General features: G+C 72.9%; 14 protein-coding genes and 1 pseudogene. 11 read left to right on the top strand and 4 right to left on the bottom strand.

Features of this window, described 5'->3' with window-relative positions:
- Positions 1 to 14 precede the first annotated feature (14 nt).
- Together UK12_RS37765 and UK12_RS11025 are read left to right on the top strand one after the other, a co-directional pair.
- A pseudogene (locus tag UK12_RS37765) lies at positions 15 to 239 on the top strand (FAD-dependent monooxygenase); the annotation flags it as partial.
- A 379-nt stretch (positions 240 to 618) separates the two neighbouring features.
- The gene (locus UK12_RS11025) at positions 619 to 1,638 is read left to right on the top strand and encodes an alpha/beta hydrolase (RefSeq protein ID WP_231591144.1); all 1,020 of its coding nucleotides are present in this window, start codon (positions 619 to 621) and stop codon (positions 1,636 to 1,638) included.
- A 103-nt stretch (positions 1,639 to 1,741) separates the two neighbouring features.
- Here UK12_RS11025 and UK12_RS11020 read toward each other — a convergent pair whose 3' ends face one another.
- Together UK12_RS11020 and UK12_RS11015 are read right to left on the bottom strand one after the other, a co-directional pair.
- Positions 1,742 to 2,365, bottom strand: coding sequence for a TetR/AcrR family transcriptional regulator (locus UK12_RS11020; protein ID WP_045302405.1), 624 nt, complete (start codon positions 2,363 to 2,365; stop codon positions 1,742 to 1,744).
- A gap of 201 nt (positions 2,366 to 2,566) precedes the next feature.
- The gene (locus UK12_RS11015) at positions 2,567 to 3,103 is read right to left on the bottom strand and encodes a DUF6197 family protein (RefSeq protein ID WP_045302342.1); all 537 of its coding nucleotides are present in this window, start codon (positions 3,101 to 3,103) and stop codon (positions 2,567 to 2,569) included.
- A gap of 171 nt (positions 3,104 to 3,274) precedes the next feature.
- Between UK12_RS11015 and UK12_RS11010 the strand changes: the two genes are divergently transcribed.
- The 5 genes from UK12_RS11010 to UK12_RS10990 all read left to right on the top strand — a co-directional run bounded on the left by UK12_RS11010 (position 3,275) and on the right by UK12_RS10990 (position 7,841).
- On the top strand, positions 3,275 to 3,496 hold the full coding sequence (locus UK12_RS11010) for a hypothetical protein (RefSeq protein ID WP_052681800.1): 222 nt from the start codon (positions 3,275 to 3,277) through the stop codon (positions 3,494 to 3,496).
- 337 nt (positions 3,497 to 3,833) lie between these two features.
- The gene (locus tag UK12_RS11005) at positions 3,834 to 5,261 is read left to right on the top strand and encodes a family 2B encapsulin nanocompartment shell protein (protein WP_045302338.1); all 1,428 of its coding nucleotides are present in this window, start codon (positions 3,834 to 3,836) and stop codon (positions 5,259 to 5,261) included.
- 187 nt (positions 5,262 to 5,448) lie between these two features.
- Entirely contained in the window at positions 5,449 to 5,784 is a 336-nt protein-coding gene (locus UK12_RS11000; RefSeq protein ID WP_045302336.1) for a hypothetical protein, read from the top strand.
- Positions 5,785 to 5,934: 150 nt separating this feature from the next.
- Complete coding sequence (locus tag UK12_RS10995; protein WP_045302335.1) at positions 5,935 to 6,984, top strand: family 2 encapsulin nanocompartment cargo protein polyprenyl transferase; 1,050 nt, start codon at positions 5,935 to 5,937, stop codon at positions 6,982 to 6,984.
- 98 nt (positions 6,985 to 7,082) lie between these two features.
- Positions 7,083 to 7,841 carry a bestrophin-like domain gene (locus UK12_RS10990; protein ID WP_045302333.1) on the top strand — a complete coding sequence of 253 codons (759 nt, stop codon included), beginning with the start codon at positions 7,083 to 7,085 and terminating at the stop codon, positions 7,839 to 7,841.
- A gap of 82 nt (positions 7,842 to 7,923) precedes the next feature.
- On the opposite strand, the gene UK12_RS10985 is transcribed toward UK12_RS10990, so the two are convergent.
- Positions 7,924 to 8,934 (bottom strand): NAD-dependent epimerase/dehydratase family protein, encoded by a 1,011-nt coding sequence (locus tag UK12_RS10985; protein WP_045302331.1) that lies wholly within the window; start codon positions 8,932 to 8,934, stop codon positions 7,924 to 7,926.
- A 258-nt stretch (positions 8,935 to 9,192) separates the two neighbouring features.
- Here UK12_RS10985 and UK12_RS10980 point away from each other — a divergent pair, with 258 nt between their 5' ends.
- The 3 genes from UK12_RS10980 to UK12_RS10970 all read left to right on the top strand — a co-directional run bounded on the left by UK12_RS10980 (position 9,193) and on the right by UK12_RS10970 (position 12,751).
- Entirely contained in the window at positions 9,193 to 10,575 is a 1,383-nt protein-coding gene (locus UK12_RS10980) for a DUF1254 domain-containing protein (RefSeq protein WP_052681799.1), read from the top strand.
- Between the two features lie 37 nt (positions 10,576 to 10,612).
- Positions 10,613 to 11,950, top strand: a complete 1,338-nt coding sequence (locus UK12_RS10975; RefSeq protein ID WP_045302327.1) for a DUF1254 domain-containing protein — start codon at positions 10,613 to 10,615, stop codon at positions 11,948 to 11,950.
- Positions 11,951 to 12,052: 102 nt separating this feature from the next.
- A complete protein-coding gene (locus tag UK12_RS10970; protein WP_045302325.1) occupies positions 12,053 to 12,751 on the top strand; it encodes a GAP family protein in 699 nt (232 codons plus the stop codon).
- 40 nt (positions 12,752 to 12,791) lie between these two features.
- Here the strand turns inward: UK12_RS10970 and UK12_RS44350 are convergent, their stop codons facing one another.
- A complete protein-coding gene (locus tag UK12_RS44350) occupies positions 12,792 to 14,549 on the bottom strand; it encodes a BACON domain-containing protein (protein ID WP_045302323.1) in 1,758 nt (585 codons plus the stop codon).
- Between the two features lie 304 nt (positions 14,550 to 14,853).
- On the opposite strand from UK12_RS44350, the gene radA reads away from it, so the two are divergent.
- Positions 14,854 to 16,374 carry a DNA repair protein RadA gene (gene radA / locus UK12_RS10960; protein WP_045302320.1) on the top strand — a complete coding sequence of 507 codons (1,521 nt, stop codon included), beginning with the start codon at positions 14,854 to 14,856 and terminating at the stop codon, positions 16,372 to 16,374.
- Positions 16,375 to 16,427 lie beyond the last annotated feature (53 nt).

The raw sequence follows: 16,427 nt of genomic DNA, 5'->3' as shown, positions 1-16,427 counted from the left end.
AGGGGAGCCTAGGCATCGAACGGACGACGTGCTGTGTGGTGGGGGGCGGTCCGGCCGGGATGATGCTCGGGCTGCTACTGGCCCGGGCCGGGGTCGAGGTGACCGTGCTGGAGAAGCACGGTGACTTCCTGTGGGACTTCCGGGGGGACACCGTCCACCCCTCCACCCTGCGGCTGCTGGACGAACTCGGCCTCGGCCGGCGCTTCGCCGAACTCCCGGCCCGCAGACTGGAGGAGATGCGGATCCAGCTCGGCCGGCACACCGTCACCATGGCCGGCTCCCGGTGGCCGTCGCGCAGAAGTCGCAGCTCGGCGAACACGAGATGCTGCTCAGGCCCGCCCTCGAAGGAACACTCGATACCGTCCGCCTCCCGGTGCCGCTCCGTGCACTGCAACGCCTGCCCGCCCTGCGCGCCGTGACCGCCGGCCTGGGCGGCGTCGGCCTGCGCCCGGAACGCGCACCCGCCTTCGCGCGGAGGTGGCGCCCGGCGGGCACGGTCTCCCGGCCACCGGAGTTCGACCAGGCCGATTACCGGGAGCGCCACGGGCGCGGTCAGGCTGGCAAGCTGTCCCGGTCGGGATGCCGCCGGGCATCCCTCGACCTGGGGGAGGTCCTGTCGTGGGTGCCGATGGAATGCCGTTGGAGCACGGCCCTGCCTCGATGGCTCGGCACGCGCCGCCCTTCGACCCGGAGCTGCGTGCCGTGCTGGCGGCCATGGGAGAGGCGGCGAGAGAGCCGGTCACCCCGGAGGGCCTTGCGGCCAGGCAGGAGCGGGATGCTGCGGCCCGGCCCAGGCCGACGGTTCGGGAGCTCCAGGCCGACGGCCGGTTCGAGGTGGAGGAACTGCGCCTGCCGGGAGCTCGGGACGGGAGGGAGGTCGGGCTCGTCAGCGCACGGCCCGCCGGGATCGCCGGGCCACTGCCGCTCCTGTACTACATGCACGGCGGCGGAATGATCATGGGCAATGCCTGGTCCGTACTTCCACGGCTGCTTCGCGAATGGGCTCTCCCGCTGCAACTCGCCGTCATCTCCGTCGAGTACCGACTGGCGCCGCAGACGCAGTACCTCGGACCCGTGGAGGACTGTTATGCCGGGCTGGTCTGGGCCGCTGATCACGCGGCCGGACTGGGCCTCGACGCGGACCGCGTCATTGTCGGAGGGAAGAGCGCCGGCGGTGGACTCGCCGCAGCACTCGCCCTGCTGACCCGCGACCGCGGCGGGCCGGCTCCGATCGGCCAACTGCTCCTGAGCCCGATGCTCGACGACCGCAACAACACCTTCTCCAGCCACCAGATGGCCGGCCGCGACATCTGGGACCGAACCTCCAACGCCACCGCGTGGCAGGCACTGCTGGGCGACCGGTACGGCGCTGCCGACCTGCCACCCTACGCGGCTGCTGCCCGCGCCACGGATCTGTCCGAGCTGCCCCCGGCCTACGTCGAGGTCGGGTCGGCCGAGACCTTCAGGGACGAGGCCGTGGCCTATGCCGATGCGATCTGGCAGGCCGGCGGCGAGGCCGAACTGCACGTATGGCCGGGCGCCTTCCACGGCTTCGACACACTCGCACCGCGCGCAGTCCTCAGCCAGGATGCCCGCGACGCCCGTTCCCGCTGGCTCCGGCGGATCGTCGGACGATGAACCTGCCGACCCCGCACGTCAGTCCGGGCCTGGAGCTGCGCGAAGAGGCGGTGCCGGGTGCCGGCACGCCGTCGGCGGCGGAACGGCCCGTACACCGCAGTCCCTAGTCCCGGCGCTCGATGGCGTTCAGGGTGAAGGTCTCCAACTCGGCTGCGGCGGCGTCGAGATCGAGCTCCGGGTGGACCAGCCAGTGCGAGATGACGCTGTCGATCGCGCCACCGATGGTCAGCGCCGTCACCCGGGTGTCGAACTCGCGCAGCCGGCCGGCCTGCTGTCCGGCGGCGAGCAGGGCGGCCAGCGTCTGCCAGCGGCCGTTGGTGTCGTGGGAGCCGGGTGTCTTGAGCCGGGTGCCGCCGTGGTCGTCCAGCAGCATCTCGGTGATCACCCGGACATGGCGGCGGTTGGCCTGCTGGTAGCCGATCATCGCGCGCAGATAGGCGATCACGGCGGCGAGCGGGTCGGACTCCCGTTCCACCCGCTCCCGGATGTGCGCGGTGAACTGCTCGAAGACGTGGTCGAGCGTCGCCCGGGTGACGTTGTCCTTCGAGGAGAAGTGGTACAGCACCGCCGACTTGGAGATGCCCGCCTCCTCGGCGATGGCCGAGAGCGAGGTCGCCGGGTAGCCACGGGTGGAGATCAGGTCGATCGTGCACTCGATGATCTGCCGGCGGCGGGCCTCCTCGACGAAGGTCCGCGCTCCGGGGTCGGCGCTCCGGCGAGGGGTCATCGACACGCCACCCTTACGTCTCCCGAGCACACTGAACGACCGCACCGAACGACCGGACCGAACAAGCGCGTCGAGCGGATCCACCGAACCGGACGAGATCGGTGCGCCGAACGGAGCCGACACGCCGAACGAGTCCCGACCGTACACCGCCGCCTCGCGGCTTGGCGAAGCCGGAACACCGAGGCCGACGGCCCTCGGCGCCTAGATGCCGAGGCGGTGCGCCCTGGTGGCCGCCTGGCCGAGCAGCTGGTGGATGTCGGCCTGCCGGGTGGTCGGGGCGTCGTTGTACTCGTCGGGGGAGTCTGCGGGCTGCCCGGCACTGCGCAGCACCTCCATCACCTGGACACGGGCGCGTCGGGCGTCGTCGGGCGTGCCGTAGCCGTGGGCGAGGACCGCCGCCTGGGCGCCGAGCAGGCAGACCCGTCCGGCGCTGTCCCACATCGCGCCCTGCAGCCAGCCGTGGAAGGCGATGTAGCGCGAGGCGAGCCGCAGGTGGTCGGCCACGCTGACGGGGACCGGCCGGGCGGGGCGGCGGACGATCCGGTCGAGCAGGGTCGGCCGGGGGACCGGCTGGTCGGCGTTCCACGGTTGCCGGACCCTCCCGTAGGCGCAGACGTACGGGACCGCGATCCGCGCGGAGGTGGGGAGGGAGGCCAGGTACGCCTCGATCTCGGCGATCAGGCCGGAGTCGTCGGGGGTGAGTAAGAACGGCTGCGGGGCTCGGGTGAGGAGGGGCACGGCAGACTCCGCTGGGTGGTTTGTCGCTGTTTGTCCTTTCGTTGATAACGCGGCGGCCGTGGTCGGCGCGGGAGGCGCGCACCGGATGCATCCGCCGGGCGGCCGGTCGTACCGTGGATGGGGGTCCGACCGGACGGGGGCCGACTGTAGGAGGGCGCAATGCCTGGTTCCATGACGATTGGCCACACCGACGCGCTGGTGATGCTCAGCCACTCGGATGCCGAGCAGCTGGCGACGACACTGCGGGAGATCTCGAACCTGCTGGCGCAGCCGGGCCCCGACCGGCTCACCGATGCCCAGGTCGGCGCCCTGTCCCAGGGGCGGATGCACCACCGCGAGGAGCTCATGGAGTGGTGCCGGAACGTCTCGGAGTACCTGAAGGCGCACCTGTAGATATCGCTGTAGGCGTCCCTCCGGGCGTACCTGCCGACGCGGTTGCAGCGGTGTCCGCGGGAGTACCGGCGGGCGGGTGCGTGTCGACGGCCGGGGTGGCGGTGAGATCCGCGACCCCGGCCGTTCGCGTGCGACTGTTCGATCTTCCATGGCGCGCTGACGTGCTGGATTGTCGCTGAATCGATCGAACGGCCGAATAGTTATCGATCACATGAGCCAGTCGTACTAATTTGACACCTATTCCGGCCACTCGAAAGAGTGATTGTGGATGACTCCATTTGGGCTCAACATGTGTGGAGTAAGCGACACTCATGCGCTCATGCGGAGGATCACTCTAATGACGACCGAAACCAATCTCGGTATTCCTGCTCAGAGCGGTCAGCCGCAGAACCGGCAGCAGACCAGCCTCGGCACGGCCGGCGCTCGGAATCTGGCCACGACCACCAAGTCCGAGCCGCAGATGCAGGGCATCAGCTCCCGCTGGCTGCTCAAGATGCTGCCGTGGGTGCAGGTCTCCGGTGGTACCTACCGGGTGAACCGCCGGCTCAGTTATGCGGTCGGGCGCGGCCGGGTGAGCTTTGTGAAGACCGGTGCGGAGGTCAGGATCGTTCCGCCGTCGCTGCGCGAGGTGCCCGTGCTGCGCGGCTTCGAGGACGACGCGGTGCTGGAGGAGCTGGCGGGCCGGTTCACCCAGCGGGACTTCGCGGCCGGTGAGGTGCTCGTCGAGGCCGGGCAGCCGATCGAGGAGGTGTTCCTGATCGCGCACGGCAAGGTCAACAAGATCGGCAGCGGCAAGTACGGCCACACCACCGTGCTCGGCGTGCTGGCCGACGGCGACCACCTCGGCGACGAGGCCGTCCGGCAGAGCGACGCGCTCTGGGACTACTCGGTCAAGGCGGCCACCGCCGGTACGGTGCTCACGCTGTCCTGGCCGGCATTCCAGCAGCTGGTGGATCGCTCGGAGGCGCTGCGCGACCAGATCTCCGCCTACCTGGCCGACGCCCAGCAGTCGCAGAACAAGCACGGCGAGGCCGAGATCGAGCTGTCCGCCGGCCACGAGGGCGAGTACGAACTCCCCGGTACGTACGTGGACTACGAGCTCGCCCCCCGGGAGTACGAGCTGAGCATCGCGCAGACGGTGCTCCAGGTCCACAGCCGGGTCGCCGACCTCTACAACCAGCCGATGAACCAGATCGAGCAGCAGCTGCGGCTGACGATCGAGGCGCTCCGCGAGTGCCAGGAGCACGAGCTGATCAACAACCGCGACTTCGGGCTGCTGCAGAACGCCGAGTACGACCAGCGGATCCAGACCCACTCCGGCCCGCCCACCCCGGACGACATGGACGACCTGCTCAGCCGCCGCCGGGGCACCAAGATGTTCCTCGCCCACCCGAAGGCGATCGCCGCCTTCGGCCGGGAGTGCAGCAAGCGCGGGCTCTACCCGACGCCGACCGAGGTCCAGGGTCACCAGGTCCCGGCCTGGCGCGGTGTGCCGATCTTCTCCTGCAACAAGATTCCGATCGTGGACGGGCACACCAGCTCGATCATCGCGCTGCGTACCGGCGAGGACAACCAGGGTGTGATCGGTCTGCACCAGACGGGCATTCCGGACGAGTACCAGCCGAGCCTCTCGGTGCGCTTCATGGGCATCAACGAGAAGGCGATCATCTCCTATCTGGTCAGCGCCTACTACTCCACCGCCATTCTGGTCCCGGATGCGATCGGGGTACTGGAGAATGTCGACGTTGCACGTCCGCGCGACTGATTCCGACCGGCTGATTCCCATTCGGTACGGAATCCGGGTGAAAGTCTGGCCGGAAATCCGACCGGGAATCCGGTCGGAGAGCGGGGCGTGCTCGATGCAGTCCTCTGCAGTCCTCCGAGGCACGCCCCGCTGCTCCGTTCGTCACCACTCCGACCGCACCGGCCGGACACTGCAGAAGGAGACCCGAGTGGACAGCTCACCGACCGTCCCGAGGGTGCCGACCGGTCCGACCGGTCTCGGCACGGCGAGCACCAGGATCCTCGGCATGATCGGCGCCCGGCCCGTGGATCCCGGGGCGAGCATCGGCGGAGCGGTGGCCGCGTCCGCCGAGGAGGCGTCCGCCGTACGGCCGTCCGGGGCGGCGGTGCGAGACCTCCCGGGGGAGGCGACCGGTGTCCTGGTGCGCGCCCTGGCCGCTGCTGCGCCGGGCGGTGGGACCGGCGCAGTGGCCGACGGCAGCACCGGCGGCGCGACCGACGGGACGACGGGCAGCGCGACCGGCGGAGTGGCCCGGATCGGCTGAGCGGCCGCCTGCTCGATCAGGAGCGGACGGGATCAGGAACGGTCGAGCACGTGCAGGATCCGACCCGCAGCAGGGTCGGCGGAGTGGCTGGGTGCGGCTTCACCAGGAGGCCCGCCAGGAGAGCCGGAACGATCTGGGGGAGGAGCACGCATGGGGATCTTCACACTCGAGCGCCGCAACCGGGAGGGCCACGAGGCCGCCGATGTGCTGGCCCGTACCCGGGCACTCGTCGACCCGGCGCTGCGCGCGGCGGTCGGCACACTGCCCGAGTCGACGCGCCGGATCGCGGAGTACCACTTCGGGTGGCGGGAGCCGGACGGCACGCCGTCGGACACCGGTTCGGGCAAGGCGATCCGTCCGGCCCTGGTACTGGCGGCGGCGCAGGCCGTCGGCGGCCGGCCGGCCGAGGCCGTCCGGGCGGCAGCCGCCGTCGAGCTGGTGCACAACTTCACCCTGCTGCACGACGACGTCATCGACCGGGACCAGACCCGGCGCCACCGCCTCACCGCCTGGCGGGTGTTCGGCACCACCGGGGCCATCCTGGCCGGTGACGCGCTGCACTCGCTCGCGCTGCGCACCCTCGCCGAGGACGAGCACCCGGCCACCCCGGCGGCCGTCCGCCGCCTCGCCGACTGCGTCGTCGAGCTCTGCGAGGGCCAGCAGAGCGACTGCGCCTTCGAGCAGCGCAACGACGTCTCCCTCGCCGAGTGCCTGGCCATGGCCGAGGGCAAGACCGGCGCCCTGCTCGGCTGCGCCTGCGCGATCGGCGCGCTCTACGCGGGCGCCGACGAGGGCACGGCGCGGGCGATGGACGCCTTCGGCCGGGAGATCGGCCTGGCCTTCCAGCTGATCGACGACCTGATCGGCATCTGGGGCGACTCGGCCGTCACCGGAAAGCCGGTCGGCGCGGATCTGGCCGCCCGTAAGAAGTCGCTGCCCGTGGTCCACGCCCTGTCCTCCGGCACCGCGGAGGCCGCCGTGCTCGCCGAGCTCTATGCGCTCGAACGTCCCTTGAGCGCCGATGAGTTGCTGGCCGCGGCCGCAGCGGTGGACGGCGCCGGCGGGCGGGCCTGGGCGCAGACCGAGTCCTGCGAGCGGATGGCGGCCGCGATCGGTCACCTCTCCGCCGCCGTCCCCGACCCGACGGCCGCCGACGACCTGCTCGCGCTGGCCGAACTGGTCACCCGCCGCACCCACTGAGGGCCCGCGCCCGGTTCCGGGTCCGACCGCCCTTGCACCCACAGCCACTTCGTACCTCGGCAATTCCGCACAACCGCAAGGGCAGGGAAACACAGCACATGAGTCTGTCGGACATCGGAATCCTGGTCGGCGTCCTGCTGGCCGTCTCGGCGGCGCTGTACCTGGTGCAGCGCTACATCCCGCACCCGGTACGCGAGGTTCACAACGACGTCGCGGGGTTCATCTTCGCCGCCGTCGGGGTGCTCTACGCGGTACTGCTGGCATTCGTGGTGATCGCGGTCTGGGAGAACAACGACGCGGCCCGCAAGACCACCTTCAAGGAGGCCGACTCACTGGCCGGGGTCTACTGGATCTCCCGTCAACTTCCCGCTCCACTGGGCCCGCAGCTGGAGCGGCACACCCTCGACTACGCCCAGATGGTCAAGGACACCGAGTGGCCGCTGATGGCGCATCACGAGTCCAGTCCGGCCGCGACCGACCTCGTCTACCGGATCCGCGGTGACGTCTTCTCGATCCAGGCCGGCACCGACCAGCAGCGGGTGCTCTACGACCACGCGGTCAGCCACCTGGAGAGCCTGGCCTCCGAGCGCCGCTCCCGGCTGAGTCAGGTGGACGAGGACGTGCCGCCGCTGCTCTGGGCCGCGCTGATCCTGGGAGCCGTGCTGACGATCGGCTTCACCTTCCTGTTCGGCCTCTCCAACACCTTCTCGCACGCCCTGATGGTGCTGGCGCTCAGCGGTCTGGTGGTGATCTCGCTGATCGTCATCAAGGAGATGGACTTCCCGTTCACGGGGGTCACGGCGGTCAAACCGACCGCCTTCGACGTCTTCCTGCAACGCCTCCCCACTCCGCGCTAGCGGATTCCTGTAGGGGCGCGCGGCGCTGCCCGGCCGCGCGCCCCTGCAAAGGCGCCCCTGGAGCGATGTCCCGGGGCGATCCTCAGGAGGCGGCCTGTTCCAGCAGGCTGCGCTCCTTCTCCGGCGCGATCCCGAGTGGGACGGTCCCCTGGAGGTAGGGCTCCGTACGGGGGCCGCGCTGCCGGATCCACGCCCAGGTGTCGCGGACGGACTCGGCGATCGGGCGGCAGTTCAGCCCGGCGGCCCGGGCCCGGGCGGTGTCGGCCAGCCAGACGGCCTGCCACTCGGGCTGGTCCGGCGACCAGAGCGGCAGTTCGACCCAGGGCATGACCTCGGCCGCGAGCAGGGCCTCGTCACCGACCCAGACCAGCTCGGCCCTGCCGCCGGTGGCGTCCACGCAGGCGGTCAGCCACTCGCGCATGGTGGTCGAGCCGGGCGGTGCGGTGGTCACGTACCGGCCGCCGGCGCCGCGTTCGAGAAGGTCGAGCCCGAAGGCGGCGAAGTCGCGCGCGTCGATCAGCTGCATCGTCCGGTCGGGGTTGCCGGGGGCGACCACCCGACCGCCCTGCGCCATCCGTTCCAGCCACCAGGGCAGCCGGCCGATGTTCTCGTACGGACCGATCAGCAGACCGCAGTTGAGGATCAGCGACTGCTCGGCGCCGAAGTGTTCGAGCAGGGCGCGCTCGCAGCCGGCCTTGAGCGCGTTCGCGGAGGGCTGGTCGGGTGGGGTGTCGGCCGGGCAGGGGTGGGTGGGGGAGTCCTCGCCGACCGGACGAGCGGGCCAGTCGGTGAAGGCGTGGATCGAGGAGACGAAGCTGTAGCGGTCGGCGTGCGGCCGCAGCAGCCGGGCGGCGAGAGCGACGGCGGCGGGCTGCTGAGCGGAGGTGTCCACCACCGCGTCCCAGCGTCGGCCGTCGACCAGCCGCTCCAGGTCGGCGGCCGAGTTGCGGTCGCCACGGACCGCCTCGACGCCGTCCTGGTCGGCTCCGGTGCGGCCGCGGTTGAAGGTGGTGACCCGGTGGCCGCGGCGCAGCGCCTCGGCGACGTAGGCACGGCCGAGGAAGGACGTGCCGCCAAGCACAAGGATGTTCATACCGGAAAGACTGCGCGTCATCGGCCTTTCCCGATACGGCCGTTCACTTTCGGCAGAGTCCGTTCACTCGCAGCGGAGTACGGCGTGTCGGCCCGGTGGGCCGTCCTCGGGCGGTTCCCCCGTACGCCCGGCGTGCCACGGCTCCGGACCGCACCGGGCATCCCCTTTGTACTGTAATGTCCGAAAGGCTCATCGACCGGCCGGCCGACCGTCGGTGCGATCAGGCCGGTCCGACCAGGCAGTGGGGAGTACGGCAGCATGGGCAACCCGGCGCTCGTGGACCCGGCGACGATCAGGGAGACCGCTGCCGAGGCGTGGATCTGGGGCTGCGCGCTGCTGGAGAACTACCGGATCATGTACGCGCAGGCCGTCGACGACGCGGACCCGCGTTTCGTCGGCGGCTTCGGCGTCTTCCGCCACTATCGGAACCCGTTCGCCCCGGCCGACGTCGACCTCGTGGCGACCGGCAGCGACACCCCGTACTCCTGCGCCTGGCTCGACCTCCGGGCGGAGCCGTGGGTGCTGGAAGTCCCGGCCATGGACCGCTACTACGTCCTCGCGGTGCACGACCTCGACACCTCGTACGTCGGTTTCATCGGCTCCCGCACCACCGGGCAGGCGGCGGGCCGCTACCTGATCACCGGTCCGCACGCCGCCGACGGGAGCCCCCCGGGCCCCGTAGGTGACCACCAGGGACCCGAGCCCGGGGGCGACCGCCAGGGTTTCGACGGTGTCCTGCGGGCGGACACCGAGCTGGTCGGCATCCTCGGCCGCACCTACCTGGCGGGGCCGCAGGATGCGCCCGAGCTGCAGAAGCTCCAGGCGCAGTACCTCCTCACGCCGCTCAGCGCGCACCTCGGCACTCCGCCGCCGCCCGCCAGGCCCGAGCCGCACTGGCCGGTCTGGCGGAACGCGGAGGTGCTGGAGACGCTGGAGTTCTTCGTCCTGCTGGACTTCCTGCTCGGCTTCTTCCCGGTGCTGCCCACCGAGGCCGGACTGCGCAACCGGCTGTCCGAACTCGACGTCGGTGCAGGTGACTTCGAACCGGCGGCGCTGCCGCTGGACGTCCGCGAGGCGATGCTGCAGGGCATCGCGGACGGCCGGGCCCGGCTGGCGGCGGAGACCGCCAAGGGCCCGGACTCCACCGCCTGGTTCGGCACCCGGGCGCAGCTCGGCAGCGACTACCTGGCCCGCGCGGTGGGTGCCCGGCAGGGCCGGTACGGACTGCCGGTCGAGGAGGTCTGGTGCACCGACTGGCTCGCCGACGACCAGGGCAACAGTCCGCTGGACGCCGCCGCGCACCGCTACACCCTCGACTTCCCGGCCGGGCAGCTCCCGCCGGCCAGGTTCTTCTGGTCCGTGGCCATGTACCGGCTGCCCGAACGCCTGCTGGTGCCGAACCCGGCCGGCCGCCACACGATCGGCAGCCACACCCCCGGCCTGGTGTACGGGAAGGACGGCTCGCTCACCCTGTTCCTCCGGCGCGAGCGGCCCACCGATCCGGCGGAGGCGGCCAACTGGCTTCCGGCGCCCGGTGGTCCGTTCACCATCGTGCTCCGGGTGTACGGGCCCGAGCCGCCGGTGCTGGACGGGCGGTGGCAGCTTCCCCAGCTCAACATCCAGGAACCGCAGGTCGATTGACCAGAGGTCGGAACCTCTGACCGGAAGGGACCCCCGCATGTCCGATGCCGCCCTGGAGGCGCTGGCGGCCGACGCCTACGTCTACGGCAGCCCGATCGTCCGCGGCCTCAGCATGGTCGGCACCTTCGTGGAACGTGGCATGGGCGGCGGCCTGCCGCCCACCCCCTTCAACCGCTTCGTCCACGCCAGGGAACCGGCCACGCCCCGGACCGAGCTCCCCTCGGCCAACAGCGACACCCTCTACTCCTTCGCCCAACTGGACCTCTCCGGCGGGCCGGTCCTGCTGCACGTCCCGGACAGCAGGGGCAGCTACTTCGTGCTCCAGTTCGTGGACGCCTGGACCAACAACTTCGCCTACCTGGGCCGCCGTTCCACCGGTACGGCCGAGCAGGCCTGGCTGATCACCCCGCCGCACTGGCACGGGACGGCGTCCGAGGACGTCCAGGTGATCGTCTCGCCGACCACCGTCGCCACCATCGTCGGCCGCTACGTCTGCGACGGTCCGGCGGACCTCCCCAGGGTGCTCGACCTCCAGCGGCGGCTGACCCTCGCCCCGCTGGAGCCCGGCGGGGTGTACGCCGGCCTCCCCGAGGCGGACCCGGGCGTCCCGGCGGAGCTGCGCTTCCTCGAACGGCTCCGGCTCTGGATGGCCGCCTTCCCGCCCGCCGAACCCGACCTGGCCTACCAGCAGCGGTTCGCGCCGCTCGGCCTGCTGGACACCGGAACCTCCCCGTACCTCGGTCCCGAGCCCGGCTGGGTGGCGGCCCTCGCCAAGGGGCTGGCCGCGGGCGAGGAGCGGGTCGAGGCCGTGACCGGTCCGGCCGAGGACCGCCCCGCCGGGGAGTGGGCCGTGAGCCTGCACCTCTTCGACTACAACCTCGACCACTTCGGGCCCGGCACCGTCGCCTCCCGGGACTGGCGCACCGCCGACCGCCGGGCCGCCTACCTCACCCGCGCGGCGGCCGCCCGCACCGGCCTCTGGGGCAACCACGCGTACGAGGCCACCTACGCCACCACCCACGACGACGCCGGGGGCAGACCGCTCACCGGCGCCCGCTCGTACACCCTGCGCCTGGACAGCCCGCCGCCGGTCGACGCCTTCTGGTCGGTCACCGTCTACGACCTGCCCGGCCGCCGGCTGACCGAGAACCCGATCGGCCGCTACTCGATCGGCGACCGCACGCCCGGCCTGGCGTACGGGAAGGACGGCTCGGTCACCCTGGTCCTCCAGCACGAGCGGCCGACCGACCCGGTCGAGACGGCGAACTGGCTGCCGACGCCGGCCGGCGAGTTCCGGCCGATCGTGCGGATGTACCAGCCCAGGGCCGCCGTGCTGGACGGCTCGTACCGGCTGCCGCCGCTCGAACCCCGCTGACCCGGGCCGGGGTCCGACTTCGGTCGCCCGGGTGTCCGGGGGCTCGCCTGCCCGGTCTCCCGCTTGCCCGGTTGTCCGCTTGCCCGTGACAGGAGGCCCGCTTTGGGCGGTGCGGTCGGACAGATGCTGGCCTCGGCGGTCGGTGTCGCGATCAGTCCGGTGACGCTGGTCGCGACGGTCCTGCTGCTGGCCAGCCCGCGCTGCCGGGTGAACGGCACCGCCTTCGTGCTCGGGTGGTCGGCGACACTGGCGGTGCTCACCACGGCGGTCGTGGTCGTCCTGGCGCTCCTGACCGGCGCGGACGTGCTCCCGGAGCCGGGCGGTGGCGGAGTCAGGCCCCCCTGGTCGTGGTGGGTCGGGCTGGCCGTGGGGGTCCTACTCCTGCTGCTCGGCGCCAGGCGGTGGCGGGAACGGCCGCGGGAGGGTCACGTGCACCGTCCGCCCGGCTGGCTGGCGGCCGTCGACCGGCTCACCCCGGGCCGGTCGGCCGGACTGGCCGCAGCCCTGGTCACGGCCGATCCGAAGAACCTGCTGCCGACGGTCGGCGGCGCCGTCGCCATCGCGACCAGCGGTGGCGGGCCGGGTGCCAAGGCCCTGGCCCTGGTGCTGATGGTGCTGGTGGGATCGCTGTGCACCCTGCTGCCGCTCGCCGTCCACCTGTGCGGCGGCCCAGGGGCCGCGAAGGTGCTGGGCGAGTGGAAGGCCTGGATGTCCACCCACAACTCCGCGATCGCCACCGTGCTGCCGGTCGTGCTGGGGGCCGAGTACGTCGGTGCCGCGATCACCGGGCTGTCCGGCTGACGACCTGCCCCAGGCCGGGCCACTGGGGCGAGGGGCTGCTCTAGCGGGAGGGGGACGCGGAGGCGGTCGGGGCCGGGGTCGGGCTCGCCGCCGGTGGGGTGGCACTCGGGGAGGGCGAGGAGGCGGAGGGGGTCGGCGAGGGCGTCGGCGTGCCCGGGGGCGGTGCGGTCGAGGCAGTCTGCGTGGGCGTGGGCGTGGGAGAGCCGCCACGGTGTTCGGGGCCGCCCTCCAGGGTGACCACGGCCTCGGACGGTGGGAAGGCGATCCGGGCGGTCCACCGGGTCTGCGGGGCACGGTCCTCGTCCACCGTCACCGTGATGGTGATCCGTTGGCCGGGCGCCAGGGTGCCGGAGTCCCGGCTGAGCCGGAGCCAGTCGGCATCGAGGACGGCATGCCACTGGAGTGCGGTGCCGCCGGAGTCGGTCAGCGTGATGACCGTACGGCCGGAGAACTCCTGGGCCTCGACGGTCAGCTGTGCGGGGACGGGCGCGGGTGCCAGTGCGGCTCCGGGGGCCGGTGGCTGCGCGGTGCCGACCGGGGCGGCGACCAGCCCGGGGCCGTCGAGCCGGGCCGAGCTGCCGGAGGGTACGGGCACCGCCGCGCCCGCGATCGGCGGCAGCAACGTTTCTGCGCCCCGGACGGCGGCCAACTGCAGCCCTCCCGCGCCGGTCCGGGCACCCGACGCCGGGCGGGCTTCCGGCCCGTCGTCGGGGACGGGCAGCTCGGCCGTGTCCACCCGGACCGCCGACACGCTGCCCGCACCCCGGTCGCCGCCGTGGTGGGCACCCCAGAGCGCCACCACCGGCGCGGCCAGCACCGCAGCCAGCACTCCCGTGGTCACCATCCGCTGGCGCCCCGCCGACGCCCGGCCCTGGCCCGGCGCCCGGTGCCGGGGGAATCCGCTCCGGTCGAACCGCAGCTCCCCGGGCGCGGACTCGGCCCGCAGCGCCCGGCGGCCCGCCGCCGCGCCCGCCAGGAACGCCGCCCCCGCCGCACCGTACGCGGGACGCCCCGGCAGCGACCCGACCCGCAGGGTCACCGGTGCCGTCAGCACGGGCAGCTCCGGCAGCGCGGCGAGGCCGGCACCCGGTCCGGCTGCCGACCGGTCGGCCGCCTCCCGGCAGGTCGGGCAGTCGCCCACGTGCTGCACCAGCTCGCGGCGGAGCGCCGGGCCGAGCACCCGGTCCGGTCGGGCCGCCGCCCCCGGGCCGCCCAGCTGGGCCAGCACCGGGCAGCCGCCCGTACCGAGCAGCAGCAGCGCCGCCCGGGTCCTCGCCACCTCTGCGGCAGCGGCGGCCAGCAGCCCGTCCGCCGCCGCGGCGGGGAGCCCGAGTACGGCCGCGACCTCGGCCGGCCGGAGCCGGTGACGCACCGCCAGTTCCAGGGCCTCCCGCTGCTCCGGAGCGGTGCCCGCCGCCTCCGGCCAGGCCAGCGAGGCCAGCTCGCGCCGCCGCTGCGCGGCAAGCGCGGGGCGCGTCGCGGCCCCCGGCAGTGCCGCGGCGCCCGGCAGCACCGTGAACTGCTCGGCCGGGGGCCGCTGCGGGCCGGGCCCGTGCTCCAGCCGCCGCAGGCAGCCGTACCGCGCCAGCGCGTACAGCCAGGCCCGCAGCAGGCCGGGCTCGGCGAGCCGCTCGCCGTGGCGCAGGGCCAGGTCGCGGACCTCCCGTACGGCGGCGACGGCCGCGTCGTGCTGGCACAGGACGGAGAGGCAGTAGGTGAACAGGCCGTCGACGCACTGGTCGTACGCCTGGAGGACGGGGGAACCGGCCGGTGGTGGGGGAGCAAGCCTGGTGGTCACGGAGCCGACGGTAGGGATGACGGGTGCCGCGCTTCCGGTCGATCCCGGCCGCTGTACTTCTTTCGGGTAGCAACACCGCGCTTCGCCCCTGGGGACCCGGCCGGGCGTGCAGGGGCGCGAGGGCGAGGGGTAACGGGGACGCGGCGGCGAGCCCGACCGGAGCCCGACCGGCCGTGCTCCGGCTGCGCGGCCCCGGCCCCGGACCCGGACCCGGACCGGGACCGGGACCTGGACCCGGGCCTGGACCCGACCCGGGGCCGGTGGCGGTCCCGGGCTGTCGTACCCACCGGCTACGGTTGGCGACATGGCTGCCCGCACCAAGACCACCGCCAAGCCGCGACCGGCGTACCGCTGCACCGAGTGCGGCAACCAGCTGCCCAAATGGGTCGGCCGCTGTCCCGAGTGCAACGCCTGGGGCACCGTCGAGGAGTACGGCGCGGTGCCGATCCGGACGACGGCCGCAGGCCCGGTCAGCGCGCCCGCCAAGCCGATCGGGCAGGTGGACGGCCAGGTCGCCACCGCCCGCACCACCGGTGTGCCCGAGCTCGACCGGGTGCTCGGCGGCGGGATCGTGCCCGGCGCGGTGGTGCTGCTCGCGGGCGAGCCGGGTGTCGGCAAGTCGACCCTGCTGCTGGACGTCGCCGCCAAGGCCGCCAGCGCCCAGCACCGCACCCTCTACGTCACCGGTGAGGAGTCGGCCGGGCAGGTCCGGCTGCGCGCCGACCGGATCAACGCGCTCTCCGACCACCTCTACCTCGCCGCCGAGTCCGATCTCGGCGCGGTCCTCGGCCACATCGAGGCGGTCAACCCCGGGCTGCTGATCCTGGACTCGGTGCAGACCATCGCCTCCGCCGAGCTGGACGGCGCCCCCGGCGGCCCGGCCCAGGTCCGCGAGGTGGCGGGGGCGCTGATCCGCGCCTCCAAGGAGCGCGGGATGGCCACTTTGCTGGTCGGCCACGTCACCAAGGACGGCCAGATCGCCGGCCCTCGCCTGCTGGAGCACCTGGTGGACGTGGTGCTGAGCTTCGAGGGGGACAGGCACGCCCGGCTGCGCATCATCCGGGGGGTCAAGAACCGCTACGGCGCCACCGACGAGGTCGGCTGCTTCGAGCTGCACGACGAGGGCATCGCGGGTCTGGCCGACCCGTCCGGGCTTTTCCTGACGCGCCGTGACAAGCCGGTGCCCGGCACCTGCCTGACGGTCACTCTGGAGGGCCGCCGTCCGCTGGTGGCCGAGGTGCAGGCGCTGATGGTGGATTCGCAGATCCCCTCCCCGCGCCGGACCACCTCCGGTCTGGAGTCCCCCCGGATCGCGATGATCCTGGCCGTGGTCGAGCGGCACGGCGGCGTGAAGCTCGGCAAGCAGGACATCTACACCGCGACGGTCGGCGGGGTGAAGCTCACCGAGCCCTCCGCCGACCTGGCCATCGCGCTCGCCGTGGCCAGTTCCTCGTCCGACACCCCGCTGCCGAGCAACCTGGTGGCGATCGGCGAGGTCGGCCTGGCCGGTGAGGTCCGCCGGGTCACGGGCGTGCAGCGGCGGCTGGCCGAGGCGCACCGGCTGGGCTTCACCCATGCACTGGTCCCGCCGGATCCGGGCAAGGTGCCCAAGGGCATGACGGTGGTCGAGGTCTCCGACATCGGCGAGGCGCTGCGGGCGATCCCCGGCCGCCGCCGGCCCTCGCGGCCGAAGGCGGAGGGCGGCAACGCCCCTGCGCCGCAGGGGCGTTCGGCCTCCCGGCCGGTTCCCGCGCCGGCCGTCGCGGCCTATCCCGAGGAGCTGATGGCCGGGTGGGAGCCGGTGGACTCCGACGAACTGGCCTGACCCCGGCCCCGATATTGCCGTGCACAGTTAGACTTTGCCCTGTCCAATTGGCA

This window comes from Saccharothrix sp. ST-888, assembly GCF_000955975.1.
GTDB lineage: Bacteria > Actinomycetota > Actinomycetes > Streptomycetales > Streptomycetaceae > Kitasatospora.
The sequence above is the reverse complement of the archived record's forward strand: the minus strand, read 5'-3'. Positions and strand labels throughout refer to the sequence as shown.

Coding starts and splice junctions, on each gene's coding strand:
- UK12_RS11020 (WP_045302405.1), bottom strand. CDS start 2,365: ATGACCCCTCGCCGGAGCGCCGACCCCGGAGCGCGGACCTTCGTCGAG.
- UK12_RS11010 (WP_052681800.1), top strand. CDS start 3,275: ATGACGATTGGCCACACCGACGCGCTGGTGATGCTCAGCCACTCGGAT.
- UK12_RS11005 (WP_045302338.1), top strand. CDS start 3,834: ATGACGACCGAAACCAATCTCGGTATTCCTGCTCAGAGCGGTCAGCCG.
- UK12_RS10995 (WP_045302335.1), top strand. CDS start 5,935: ATGGGGATCTTCACACTCGAGCGCCGCAACCGGGAGGGCCACGAGGCC.
- UK12_RS10990 (WP_045302333.1), top strand. CDS start 7,083: ATGAGTCTGTCGGACATCGGAATCCTGGTCGGCGTCCTGCTGGCCGTC.
- UK12_RS10985 (WP_045302331.1), bottom strand. CDS start 8,934: ATGAACATCCTTGTGCTTGGCGGCACGTCCTTCCTCGGCCGTGCCTAC.
- UK12_RS10980 (WP_052681799.1), top strand. CDS start 9,193: ATGGGCAACCCGGCGCTCGTGGACCCGGCGACGATCAGGGAGACCGCT.
- UK12_RS10975 (WP_045302327.1), top strand. CDS start 10,613: ATGTCCGATGCCGCCCTGGAGGCGCTGGCGGCCGACGCCTACGTCTAC.
- radA (WP_045302320.1), top strand. CDS start 14,854: ATGGCTGCCCGCACCAAGACCACCGCCAAGCCGCGACCGGCGTACCGC.